This window comes from Pseudonocardia sp. Cha107L01, assembly GCF_052566575.1.
This window is the reverse complement of record NZ_CP199579.1, coordinates 7522793-7535326: the sequence shown is the minus strand read 5'-3', so window position 1 is coordinate 7535326 and position 12534 is coordinate 7522793. Positions and strand designations below refer to the sequence as shown.

Genomic DNA, 12534 nt, shown 5'->3' with positions numbered 1-12534 from the left:
CGACAGCGCCCCGCACGCCGGCACCCCTGTGAGTGGTATTGGTCGCTCAATACCACTCACAGGCCAGGCGTACCGGGCCGCACCGTGGCGGCCAGCGCCGCGGCGAGCAGGAACCCGCAACCGGCCACCAGCGCGCCGGCGTGCAGCCCGGGCACGAACCGGCCGGGACCGGCGAGCAGGCTGCCCAGCAGCGCGACCCCGACCGCCGAGCCGACCTGCCGGCCCGCGTTGAACACCGCGGCCGCCACACCGCCGGTGGCCTCCGGCGCGGCGGACATGATCGCCGCCGTGGCCGCCGGCATGGTGAACGCGGTGCCGAAGCCGGCGGCCAGCATCGCCACGGCCAGCACCGGGTACCCGGTAGCCGGCCCGGCGAGCAGCCAACCGAACAACCCGGCCGCGCCGACCACCAACCCGAGCACCATCGGCAGCCGGGGCCCGGTGCGCGCGGTGACCCGGCCGGCCAGCGCCGAGGACACCATCGCCATACCGAGTGCGGGCAGCAGGGCGAGACCGGCCGTACGGGCGTCGTAACCGCGGAGCTGCTGGAAGTACACGGTGGCCACGAAGATCATTCCGTAGAAACCGAGGTTGAGCAGTAGCCCGACCGCGGCGGCCACCCGGAAGGTGTGCGAGGCGAACAGTATCGGCGGCAGCAGCGGGTGCCTCGCCCGCCGCTCGAGCAGCACGAACCCGCCCCCGGCGAGCACGGCCACCGCGGCCGAGGCGAGCACCGGGGGAGCGCTCCAGCCGCGTCCGCCGACCTCGATGAGGCCACTGGTCAGCGCTGCCACCGCCAGCGCACCGAGGGACTGGGCCGGCAGGTCCAACCCGCGCCGACCGCCCCACCCGGTGGCGGCCGGCGCCGGCACGTACCGGACCGTCAGCGCGAGCGCGAGCAGCCCGACCGGCACGTTGAGCGCGAACACCGAGCGCCAGCCCCACCCGCTGACCAGCAGGCCGCCCAATACCGGGCCGGCGCCGGCGGCGACGCCGGCGACCGCGCCCCAGGCACCGAACGCAGGTGCCCGCGCCGCCCGGTCCGGGTAGGCGGCCCGCAGCAGCGACAGCGAGGCCGGCACCTGCAGCGCCGCCCCGACGCCCTGCGCCAACCTGGCGGCGACCAGCAGCCCCGCGCTCGGGGCGGCCGCGCAGCCCAGCGAGGCGACGGTGAACACACACAGCCCGGTGAGCAGCACCCGGCGGCCGCCGAGCCGGTCACCAGCGCCGCCCGAGGGCAGCAGCAGCATGGCGAAGACCAGCGTGTAGCCGTCGACCACCCACTGCAGGCCGGTGACGCCCACCGACAGGTCACGCCCGAGCGAGGGCACCGCCACCGAGACGACGGTGACGTCCAGGATCACCATGAAGTAGCCGAGGCACAGCGCCACCAGGGCCACCGAGGGCCTGGCCGGTTCCGTGGTGTCCGGTTCCGTGGTGTCCGGTGCCGTGGTGTCCGGTTCCGAGGTTCGAGTCCGATTGCCCACGGCTCCGAGTGTCCGTCGCCAAGACTTCGGTGGATGCCGAAGTGTTCTCGCGCGGCTCCCGGTGTTCGTGGCTGGCCGGCGTCGTGCGTGGGCTGGCCAGGGCGGGGTGTCCGGGGGTCAGGCTCCGACGCCGTGCAGCAGCCGGGTCATCGCGGTCCCGCACAGCACCCGGAACTCGGCGTCGGACAGGCCGAGCCGGCCGGCGTGCTGCATCGAGATCAGCCCGTGCATCAGCGCGGCGATGCTCAGCGCCACCTCGGCGACCTCGTCGGGGGCGAACAGACCCCGGTGCATGCCCTCGTCCACGGCGGCCGCCACCGCGTTGAGCACCGGGGACTCGTCGGAGCGGAAGTCACCGCCGCTCCGGCCGCCCCGGTGGTCGTGCAGCAGTGTGTACAGCTTCGGCTGCTCCAGCGCGAAGTCCAGCAGCCCGTTGAGGGTCCGGCGGAGCTCGGCGCGGGGGTTGTCCCTCGGCTCGCCTCGTCCCCAGCGGTCGGTGAGCTCGACCCAGCCCTGTTCGGCCACCGCGCGCAGCAGCGCGTCCCGATCCGAGAAGTGCCGGTAGATCGCCATCGGGGTGATCCCGACGGCCGCGGCCACCCGCCGCATGCTGACCCTGTCGGCGCCCTCGTCGAGCACGATCGTCCTGGCCGCCGCCGCGATGCGATCCGCGGTGCCGACGGCCATTAGTCCACCGTAGAGCAGCCCTGGATCACCGTATGTGTACGGCGTAGACACGACCGGGTGATCCGCTGTACGGCTGGCGGCGAGATCGCCTCAGGTTGCCTCGGTGTGGCAGTGGTAACACACGGGCGGGCTGTTCCGATGCTCCCAGGAGAGTGTCCGCGCGTTCCAGCCAGCGGAAGGCCGACTGAGCATGGGTCCACCGCCGACCACCGGCCCGCGCCATGCGCGGCGTTCCGGAGTGCGCGGTCGCCGGGCGCTCCGGCCCCGATCAGGCCAGGCCCGGCTCTCCGAGCGGTCGTTCTTCCCCCGGTTGCGTTATCCGTGGCTGGTGGCGGGCGTCGCCGTGCTCGCGCTGTGCTGCGCTGGCGTGGCCGGCGCGGCGGTGATCGGCACCCCGACCGAGGTGTTCCCCGGCGCGGCCGACGGGAGTACCCCGGTCACCGACCGTGCCTCCGTCGCCGAGACCGCCCCGGCCCGGCCGCTCGCCAAGGGACACCTGGCCAGCCCCGTCCCGGTGCCGATCGCCAACGCGCATGTGCGCTACGAGATCGACGGGCCGGCGTGGGCCGGCTTCGTCACGTTCACCACCGCCCGCCATGGTCTGGCCGTGCCGGAGACGCCGATCCAGCTGCCGTGGCGCACCGAGTTCGACGCGTCCCAGGGCTTCATCCCGACGATCACCGCGCAGAACGCCGGCGACGGTGCGATCAGCTGCCGGATCAGCGTGAACGGCGCGGTGGTCTCCGACGTGACCAGCGACGGCACCCACGGAGTCGCCACCTGTACCGGCAACGTCGTCCGATAGCTCCCCGGCTCGCGCCCTAGGCTGCGGGGACAGCGAGCGAACGGGGTGACATGACCGGCAACAGGTTGCGACGCGTGTGGGACACCCGGGCGGCGCTCGGGGCGTGGTGCTGGATCCCGGCCCCCGCCGTGGTCGAACAGCTGGTGTGGTGCGGCTTCGATTTCATCCTCTTCGACTGCCAGCACGGTGAGTACGGGATCTCCGACCTGGAGCCACTGCTGCGGGTCACCACGAACACCGAGGTCACGCCCGTGGTGCGGGTGCCCACGAACGACTACTACGCGATCGGGCACGCGCTCGACGCCGGCGCCGAGGTCATCGTGGTGCCGATGGTGGAGACCCGGGAGGACGCCGAGCGGGCGGCAGCGGCGAGCCGGTTCTTCCCGGCCGGGACCCGCAGCTACGCCGGCACCAGGTCCACCCAGGTGCTGGGCGCCGATCCGGAGCAGGTGAACCGGGAGGTGGCCTGTCTGGCGATGGTGGAGACCGCCACCGGCCTGGCCAACGTCGCCGAGATCGCCGCCACCCCGGGCATCGACGGGATCTTCATCGGGCCGGCGGACCTGGCCATCACACTCGGTCTGCCGCCCGGGCCGCCGCCGTTCGCACCCGAGGTGGAGAAGGCCGTCGACCAGGTGGTCGCGGCCTGCGGTTCGGCCGGCGTGGTTCCCGGGCTGGCCGCGGGCAGCGACTACGCCGCCAGGGGCCTGCGCTTCCTCACCGTGACCGGCGACCGCGTGCTGCTCCGCCGCGGCCAGGCTGAGCTGGCCGCGGCGCGCGGTGCGCTCGGCTCCCGATCAGCCGGCTGACCCCGGCGGGCGATTCGCCGTACCCCGCACCTCCTCGACACCCCGGACCGCCAGCCGGTCGGCGCGTTCGTTCTCGGGGTGTCCGGCGTGGCCCTTGACCCATTTCCACTCCACCCGGTGCGGGCGGGCGGCCGTGTCGAGGCGTTGCCAGAGGTCGGCGTTCTTCACCGGGGCCTTGTCCCTGGTCTGCCAGCCATTGTTCTTCCAGCGGGGCAGCCAGGACGTGATGCCGTTGCGCACGTACGTGCTGTCGGTGTAGATGCACACCGTCGAGGGCCGGGTCAAGCTCTCCAGCGCCTGGATGGGCGCCATCAGCTCCATCCTGTTGTTGGTCGTGGTGCCCGGCTCGCCGCCGTACAGCTCCTTCTCGTGGCGGCCGTACCGCAGCACGGCGCCCCAGCCACCCGGTCCCGGGTTCCCGCTGCACGCGCCGTCGGTGTAGATGTCCACCGTCCGCCCGGATTCGTCGTCCGCCACGCCGGAGAACATACCGATCAGGTGCTCACCAGCCTCGGCTGCGCCACTCCGGGACGGACGGCCGTTGGGCGCCGATCGTCGAGTCGTCGCCGTGCCCGGGGTAGAACCAGGTGTCGTCCGGCAGCTCGTCGAAGATCCGGTGCTGCACGTCGTCGACGAGGGAGACGAAGTCCTCCGGCGTCCAGGTCTTCCCGACGCCGCCGGGGAACAGCGAGTCACCGGTGAACAGGTGCGGCCGGTCCTCGCCCCGGTACAACAGCGCGATCGAGCCGGGGGTGTGCCCGCGCAGGTGGATCACCTCGAGGTCGAGCTCGCCGACGCGCACCGTGTCGCCGTGGTCGACCAGCAGATCGGCCGGGATCGGCAGCTCGGGTGCGTCGGCGGGGTGCGCAACGGTGACCGGCTCGCACATGCCGGCGACCGCGCCCAGAGCCTGCCAATGGTCCGGGTGGCGGTGGGTGGTCACGATGGTGCGCAGCTGAGGGCGGTTGTCACCGTGCCCGATGACGTCCATCAGCCGGTCCGGTTCGGCGGCCGCGTCGACCAGCAGGGCGTCGCCGGTGGCTCGACAGACCAGCAGGTAGGCGTTGTTGTCGTACTCGCCGACGGACACCTTGGTGATCGTCAGCGCGTCAAGGGTGCGGCGGGTCGCGGCACCGCCGGGGTCGGTGTGACCTGTGTATTCGTCCAGCACGTCCACACTGGAGACCCTAGCCGCTCGCGGTCGCCGGGGCAGCGCTGAACTACTGGGGGTCGGCGTCTCGTGCACGTGCCGCCAGCGCAGCCCGTGCGGCGCGTTCCGCTCGGACCGCAGCAGCGCGGTCACCCGGCGCGAGGAGGTGTGCCCGTGCTGCACGTGCGTCTCCAGGAACCCGACCAGCACGGCATCAACGAGCTCGGCGGCCACGGTGACGTCGCTGATCAGGATGCGCAGGCCGGGCCGACTGTTCGCCGCGCCGGCCAACCCGTCCAGCGCCGCCTGTCGGCCCAGCACGTGCCCGTCCACGGTGACCATGGAGAAGTCGGCGGTGTGCGCCGCACGCAGCGCGTCCAGCACGGCGGGCTGGGCCGACGACCCGATCCAGGGTGGCCAGGAGCTGGTGTTGTTGCTCGACCTCGGCGACAAGGTGCTCGTCCATGGCCAGGGAGACTACGTCGGCCCCGAACTCCTCAGGTGCCTGACGGGGTTCACCCCCGCCGGCTGCTCGGCGTCGCCTGAGCCGTGCCGGCCGTAGCGGGCCGCACCACCCTCGCGCTCAGTCGTCGCAGACTGCTCCAAAAGACATTAAGGACCCTCAGGTAGCGACTGCGCAAGCTGAGAGAGATCTCATGTTCTCAGGATTCGAGTGCGACTTCTGGGTCAATCCTCACTCTGAGCTGCTCTGGGTCTGGACATCGCTAGCTGAGAAGAATACGAATTCCACATACGGTATGCAGTATGGAACTCCTGATCGCCCGTTCTGGCGAGACGACGAGGAGCTGACGGTCGCATGAAGCAGACATCTCCCGGGTGTGCCTCCGGAACGGCCCTACGGTCCGCAATCTCGAGCGAATCTCGGGCGGCCAACTGATCGTCGAAGGGAACTACCCCCGCACTCTTTTCCGTCAAAGGAGACGTCCAGCGTGACTGTCACAGCACAGCCGTACCGCGAGATTGTCGACACCAACGGCCGGATGTACCGGATCGGCGAGTCCGATATCGACATCATGGGCCGCAAACGCAAGTGGATGGTCATCCTGCCGTGGGTCGGCATGATGGGCATCAGCTCGGCCGAGTACGCGTTCGCTTCGGCCGAGGAGACCCTGCACACCGCACACGGGTGGGGCAGCCTGCACATCTTCTGGATGCTCGGTGTGTGGGTGTTCTTCCAGGCGGCGGTGGCTTTCCCCGCCGGAAAACTCAGGGAGAGCGGCAAACTGCCCGCCCGCTGGGCAATGATGCTCGGCGCGCTCGGCACCCTGCTCGGTTATCTGTCCCTCGCCTTTGCGCCACATGTCGTCGTCGCGTATCTCGGCTTCGGCATGTTCAGCGGCATGGGCGCCGGCATGGTCTACGCGACCTGCGTGAACATGGTCGGCAAGTGGTACCCGGAACGTAAGGGCGGCAAGACCGGCTTCGTCAACGGTGGGTTCGCCTACGGCTCCGTTCCGTTCGTGTTCATCTTCGCCACGTTCATGGACCTGACGAACTTCCGCTGGGTCCTGGTCTCGGTCGGCCTCTTCCTGGCCGCGACGGTGGCCGTGGCCGGTTACTTCTTCAAGGACCCGCCGAAGAACTGGTGGCCCGCCGAGGTCGACCCGCTGCGGGAGCCGGACGACCCGCGCGCCCGGCGCGCGATGAAGATGAACCCGCCCGCCGTGCGGCAGTACACCCCCAGGGAGGCCTGGCAGACCGGGCGGGTCGCGCTGATGTGGTTCTGCCTGCTGTGCACCTCGGGCGTGAACATCTTCGGCATCGCATTCCAGGTGGACATCGGCAACGAGGCCGGTTTCGCCGGCGGAATCGTGGCCACCGCGATGTCGCTCAAGGCCATCGTCAACGGCACCGGGCGCGGCGTGATCGGCTGGCTGTCCGACCTCTACGGGCGCAAGCGGTGCCTGATCTTCGTCTGCATCGTGCTCGGCCTTTCGCAGTACGGCATCCTGTGGTCCGCCGAGATCAAGAGCCTGCCGCTGTTCCTGCTCTTCTCCAGCATCTCCGGGTTCGGCGGCGGCGCGATCTTCCCGATGTTCGCGGCGATGACCGCCGACTACTTCGGGGAGAACAACAACGCCTCCAACTACGGCCTGGTCTACAGCTCCAAGCTGGTGTCCGGGCTGCTCGGGTCCGGCATGGGCGCGGTCGTGGTGGCCAACTGGGGCCACTCCGGGGCGTTCACCCTGGCCGGCTCCATCTCGCTGTTCGCCGCGTTCATAGCGCTCTTCCTCAGCGCACCGGGGCGGCCGAAGGCCAAGAGCGGTGACAACACACCTGAATCCGACCAGCAGGGGTACGTCCTGACCTGATCGGACTTTCGGGAGCTGACGGGACATGAGCCGCATCCGTGCGGCTCATGTCCCGTTCTGGTCGGTCGCCAGCGGGCCGGCGGAACCGGGGCGGGGCTGTGCTAGACTAGGCGGTGGCGATCTCCGCCGCCTCGGCGGCACTGCGCAGGTACGAGCGGCGGGTGTGCTCGGTGTGCTCGGCCATGATCTGACCGGCTCGAACCCCGTCCCCGGCCTCGATGGCCTCGATCAGCTCCTGGTGCTCGTCCCACGATGCCTGGCCCCGACTGCGCGCGACCGGCGCGTGCAACCAGCGCACCCGCTGCGCGACCGTCGAGGTCAGCTCGATCAACACGGTGTTCTTGGACAGCCGGGTCACCTCGGCGTGCAGCTCCGCGTTGCACTTGATCACGGCCTCGACATCATCGGCCGCGAGCGCCTCGATGCCGCGCTGGTAGATCTGCCGCAGCCGGCGGATGCCCGCCGCGTCCGCGTTGTGCGCGGCGAGCGCGGCGGACTCGGCTTCGAGCAGTCGCCGGACCGTCAGCAACTGGTCGGCTTCCTCGGTGGTCGGTGCGTGCACGAATGCCCCGTGCCCTGGCCGGAGCTCCACCCAACCGTCGTTCCGCAGCCACTGCAGAGCTTCTCTGACCGGCTGGCGGGACACCCCGAGCAGCGTCGCGAGCTCGTTCTCCACCAGATGTTGGCCCGGGCGCAGCTCCCTGCTGACGATCATGTCCAGAATGGCCGCCTGGACACTCTCGCGCAGCGGAACCGGTCGAACGATCCGTGTGCTGGCCGGTGCTCGAGTCCCGGTCACCGGCATCAGAAGCTCCCAGCCTTGGTTGCCCACCGACACTGAGGCCCAGCCGATGGTTTTGGTGGACTGCTTACAGCATACAGAGTGCAGAGAATGGACGGCCGGTGAAACGGCTCACCCCCGAACGTGCGGTACGCGGGGTGTGCGAGGCCGGCGGTGGGCCGGGCGGCTGTACCGCGCGACGGTTCTGTCGGGGGGCACGCCTACCATGGAACGGGTATCTCCCGGCCGTCGGAAAGGACGTCTGTGGCCGACCGACTCGTAGTACGTGGCGCGCGCGAGCACAACCTGCGCGGCGTCGATCTCGACCTGCCCAGGGACAGTCTCATCGTATTCACGGGGCTGTCCGGGTCAGGTAAGTCGAGCCTGGCGTTCGACACGATCTTCGCCGAGGGGCAGCGCCGCTACGTCGAGTCGCTGTCGGCGTATGCCCGGCAGTTCCTCGGGCAGATGGACAAGCCGGACGTCGACTTCATCGAAGGCCTGTCCCCGGCGGTGTCGATCGATCAGAAGTCGACCAACCGCAACCCCCGCTCCACCGTCGGCACCATCACCGAGGTGTACGACTACCTGCGGCTGCTCTACGCGCGGGCCGGGGTGCCGCACTGCCCGGTGTGCGGGAACGTGATCGAGCGGCAGACCCCGCAGCAGATCGTCGACCAGGTGCTGGAGATGGCCGCCGGCAGCCGGTTCCAGGTGCTGGCGCCGGTGGTGCGCACCCGTAAGGGCGAGTTCGCCGACCTGTTCTCCCAGCTACAGACCCAGGGCTACGCCCGCGTGCTGGTGGACGGCACCGTGCACCAGCTGAGCGACCCGCCCAAGCTGAAGAAGCAGGAGAAGCACGACATCGCGGTCGTCGTCGACCGGCTGTCCGTCAAGGACAGCGCCAAGCAGCGGCTCACCGACTCGGTGGAGACCGCGCTGCGGCTGGCCGACGGCCTGGTCGTGCTCGACTTCGTCGACCTGCCCGAGGACGACCCGGCCCGGGAGCGGCGGTTCTCCGAGCGGATGGCCTGCCCGAACGGGCACCCGGTCTCGCTCGACGACCTGGAGCCGAGGACGTTCTCGTTCAACTCCCCGTACGGCGCCTGCCAGACCTGTTCCGGGCTCGGCGTGCGGAAAGAGGTCGACCCCGAGCTGGTGGTCCCGGACGACGAGCTGAGCCTGGCCGACGGCGCCATCGCGCCGTGGGCCGGCGGGCAGTCGGCGGAGTACTTCGGGCGACTGCTGCGGGCACTGTCCGAGTCCATCGGCTTCCGGATGGATGCCCCGTGGCGGAGCCTTCCGGCCAAGGCGCAGAAGGCGGTGCTGCACGGGTCCAACGACCAGGTCCACGTGCGCTACCACAACCGGTACGGCCGGGAACGCTCCTACTACGCCGCGTTCGAGGGTGTGGTGCCGTTCCTCGAGCGGCGGATGGAGCAGACCGAGTCGGAGTCGATGCGGGAGCGCTACGAGGGCTACATGCGCGAGGTGCCCTGCCCGGCCTGCAAGGGGGCGCGGCTGCGCCCTGAGGTGCTTGCGGTCACGCTGCGGCACCACGAGCAGGGCGACCGGTCGATCGCCGAGGTCTGCGCGATGTCGGTGGCGGACTGCTCGCACTTCCTGAGCGACATGGAGCTGGACCACCGGCAGTCGATGATCGCCGGGCGGGTGCTCAAGGAGGTTCAGGCGCGGCTGGGCTTCCTGCTCGACGTCGGGCTGGACTACCTGTCGCTGGACCGCGCGGCCGGCACCCTGTCCGGTGGCGAGGCACAGCGCATCCGGCTGGCGACCCAGATCGGGTCCGGCCTCGTCGGCGTGCTGTACGTGCTCGACGAGCCGTCCATCGGGCTGCACCAGCGCGACAACCGGCGCCTCATCGAGACGTTGACCCGGCTCCGCGACCTGGGCAACACGCTGATTGTCGTCGAGCACGACGAGGACACCATCCGGTCCGCCGACTGGGCGGTGGACATCGGCCCCGGCGCGGGCGAGCACGGCGGGTACATCGTGCACAGCGGCTCGGTCGCCGACCTCGAGTCCCACGACACCTCGCTGACCGGGGCGTACCTGTCCGGGCGGCGCGCCATCGCCACCCCGGAGATCCGCCGCGAGCTGGATCCGAAGCGCAAGCTGACCATCGTCGGGGCGCGCGAGCACAACCTGCGCGACATCGACGTGGACATCCCGCTCGGCGGCCTGGTCGCGGTCACCGGGGTGTCCGGCTCCGGCAAGTCGACGCTGATCAACGACATCCTCGCGACGGTGCTGGCGAACAAGCTGAACAAGGCCCGCCAGGTGCCCGGCCGGCACACCCGGATCACCGGGCTGGAGGGGCTGGACAAGCTGGTCCAGGTCGACCAGTCGCCGATCGGCCGCACCCCGAGGTCCAACCCGGCCACCTACACCGGGGTGTGGGACCACGTGCGCAAGCTGTTCGCGGCCACCACCGAGGCCAAGGTGCGCGGCTACCAGCCCGGCCGGTTCTCCTTCAACGTCAAGGGCGGCCGCTGCGAGGCGTGCTCCGGCGACGGCACCATCAAGATCGAGATGAACTTCCTGCCGGACGTGTACGTGCCCTGCGAGGTGTGCAAGGGGGCCCGGTACAACCGGGAGACCCTGGAGGTGCACTACAAGGGCAAGACGGTCGCCGACGTGCTGAACATGCCGATCGAGGAGGCGGCCGAGTTCTTCGCCCCGATCAACTCGATCGCCCGGTACCTGCGCACCCTGGTGGAGGTCGGGCTGGGCTACGTGCGGCTCGGCCAGCCGGCGCCGACGCTCTCCGGCGGTGAGGCGCAGCGCGTCAAGCTGGCCAGTGAGCTGCAGAAACGCTCCAACGGGCGGACCGTCTACATCCTGGACGAGCCGACCACCGGGCTGCACTTCGAGGACATCAGCAAGCTGCTCGTCGTGATCAACGGGTTGGTCGAGAAGGGCAACACGGTCGTTGTCATCGAGCACAACCTGGACGTGATCAAGACGGCGGACTGGGTCATCGACATGGGTCCGGAGGGTGGCTCGGGCGGTGGCACCGTGGTGGTCGCCGGCACGCCGGAGCAGGTCGCCGCGCACCCGTCGAGCTACACCGGCCAGTTCCTGTCCAGGCTGGTGACCCCGGCCGCGGCCAAGCCGGTGGCCGCCAGGCGCGGCAAGGCGACCAAGTCGACGAGGGCGTCGGCCGCCGCCAGCTGACCGCTGTGCGTCGTCATCGCCGACCTATCCTCAATTCGGCGCCGCGGTGCTGATGTGTGCCCGTCCAGGTCCCCCGCTCAGCCGGTCTCTTGCCCGCCCGGCCTGGCCCGGCCGGTACGGCAACTGATGCCGGCCGACCTCGTGACCTGGTCCACCTGTTATGCTGTCGGGGCGACCAGCTCGTCGCGCCCGCGTACTCGTTGCGTTGGCGTGATGTGCAGCAAGCGGAGCCCCGCTCCCACCCGGCTGTCGAATCAGATGCCCGGGTCCGGTCCTGCCACTGGCAACAGTGGCGGTGGTGCGTATGCCTCCCGGCGTACGCCGATCGGTCGGCGGGCCTCGACGCCACTTGGCGACGAGGCCTTTCGTCGTGGTTCAGGGAATCCACTCGAGGTCGTCGGCGTTTGATTCAGGACGTTGAGCGTGACGCATGACCCCGAGACAGAGGAGACCCCATCAGCACAGAGACGCGCATTAACGACCGCATCCGCGTCCCCGAGGTTCGCTTGGTCGGACCCAACGGTGAGCAGGTCGGCATCGTGCGCATCGAAGATGCCCTGCGGCTCGCGCGGGAAGCAGACCTTGACCTGGTTGAGGTCGCCGCCCAGGCGCGGCCACCGGTCTGCAAGCTCATGGACTACGGCAAGTTCAAGTACGAGAGTGCGCAGAAGGCCCGCGAGTCCCGCCGCAACCAGCAGCTCACCGTCATCAAGGAGCAGAAGCTCCGCCCGAAGATCGACACCCATGACTACGAGACGAAGAAGGGCCACGTGCGGCGCTTCCTCGAACACGGCAACAAGGTCAAGGTGACGATCATGTTCCGGGGCCGGGAGCAGTCCCGACCGGAGCTGGGATTCCGCCTGCTGCAGCGACTCGCCGAGGACATCAGCGACCTTGGCATCGTAGAGGCCGCACCGAAGCAGGACGGCCGCAACATGACGATGGTGATTGCGCCGCACAAGAACAAGGCGAAGGTCAAGCCGGCGACTGCGGCCAGCGAGTCCTGAGCTAGCCGGCCGGCGACCCGCCGCATTCGGTCACCTCTACTGAGCGACGAAGGATTTCCCATGCCCAAGAACAAGACCCACAGCGGCACCAAGAAGCGGATCAAGGTCACCAGCACCGGCAAGCTGCTGCGGCAGAAGGCCGGTATGCGGCACCGGCTCGAGGTCAAGTCCAGCGAGCACACCCGTCGTCTTGCCGGCACCACCAGCGTGGCACCGTCCGACGCGAAGCGTGTCCGCAAGATGCTCGGCATCTGAGCTCGCCCTCGTGGCGCTCACCACA

At 69.9% G+C, this 12534-nt stretch carries 11 protein-coding genes; 6 read left to right on the top strand and 5 right to left on the bottom strand.

What is annotated here, in order from left to right; translation table 11 throughout:
* Positions 1-56: 56 nt before the first annotated feature.
* The gene (locus ACTXG6_RS35515) at positions 57-1487 is read right to left on the bottom strand and encodes an MFS transporter (RefSeq protein ID WP_445183701.1); all 1431 of its coding nucleotides are present in this window, start codon (positions 1485-1487) and stop codon (positions 57-59) included.
* Positions 1488-1604: 117 nt separating this feature from the next.
* Positions 1605-2174, bottom strand: a complete 570-nt coding sequence (locus ACTXG6_RS35510) for a TetR/AcrR family transcriptional regulator (RefSeq protein WP_445183700.1) — start codon at positions 2172-2174, stop codon at positions 1605-1607.
* Between the two features lie 190 nt (positions 2175-2364).
* Here ACTXG6_RS35510 and ACTXG6_RS35505 point away from each other — a divergent pair, with 190 nt between their 5' ends.
* Positions 2365-2979 (top strand): MmpS family transport accessory protein, encoded by a 615-nt coding sequence (locus ACTXG6_RS35505; protein WP_445183699.1) that lies wholly within the window; start codon positions 2365-2367, stop codon positions 2977-2979.
* 50 nt (positions 2980-3029) lie between these two features.
* A complete protein-coding gene (locus tag ACTXG6_RS35500) occupies positions 3030-3788 on the top strand; it encodes an HpcH/HpaI aldolase family protein (RefSeq protein ID WP_445183698.1) in 759 nt (252 codons plus the stop codon).
* Here the strand turns inward: ACTXG6_RS35500 and rnhA are convergent.
* Complete coding sequence (gene rnhA / locus ACTXG6_RS35495; RefSeq protein WP_445183697.1) at positions 3777-4265, bottom strand: ribonuclease HI; 489 nt, start codon at positions 4263-4265, stop codon at positions 3777-3779. The genes ACTXG6_RS35500 and rnhA overlap by 12 nt on opposite strands.
* A 25-nt stretch (positions 4266-4290) precedes the next feature.
* On the bottom strand, positions 4291-4965 hold the full coding sequence (locus ACTXG6_RS35490; protein ID WP_445190187.1) for an MBL fold metallo-hydrolase: 675 nt from the start codon (positions 4963-4965) through the stop codon (positions 4291-4293).
* Positions 4966-5888: 923 nt separating this feature from the next.
* On the opposite strand from ACTXG6_RS35490, the gene ACTXG6_RS35485 reads away from it, so the two are divergent.
* Positions 5889-7271 (top strand): OFA family MFS transporter, encoded by a 1383-nt coding sequence (locus tag ACTXG6_RS35485; protein WP_445183696.1) that lies wholly within the window; start codon positions 5889-5891, stop codon positions 7269-7271.
* 106 nt (positions 7272-7377) lie between these two features.
* Here ACTXG6_RS35485 and ACTXG6_RS35480 read toward each other — a convergent pair whose 3' ends face one another.
* Positions 7378-8076, bottom strand: a complete 699-nt coding sequence (locus tag ACTXG6_RS35480; protein WP_445183695.1) for a GntR family transcriptional regulator — start codon at positions 8074-8076, stop codon at positions 7378-7380.
* Positions 8077-8316: 240 nt separating this feature from the next.
* On the opposite strand from ACTXG6_RS35480, the gene uvrA reads away from it, so the two are divergent.
* From uvrA to rpmI, 3 genes are all read left to right on the top strand, one after another.
* A complete protein-coding gene (uvrA, locus tag ACTXG6_RS35475) occupies positions 8317-11247 on the top strand; it encodes an excinuclease ABC subunit UvrA (protein ID WP_445183694.1) in 2931 nt (976 codons plus the stop codon).
* A 455-nt stretch (positions 11248-11702) separates the two neighbouring features.
* A complete protein-coding gene (gene infC / locus ACTXG6_RS35470) occupies positions 11703-12254 on the top strand; it encodes a translation initiation factor IF-3 (RefSeq protein WP_445190186.1) in 552 nt (183 codons plus the stop codon).
* A 60-nt stretch (positions 12255-12314) separates the two neighbouring features.
* Positions 12315-12509, top strand: a complete 195-nt coding sequence (gene rpmI, locus ACTXG6_RS35465; protein ID WP_445183693.1) for a 50S ribosomal protein L35 — start codon at positions 12315-12317, stop codon at positions 12507-12509.
* Positions 12510-12534: the final 25 nt, after the last annotated feature.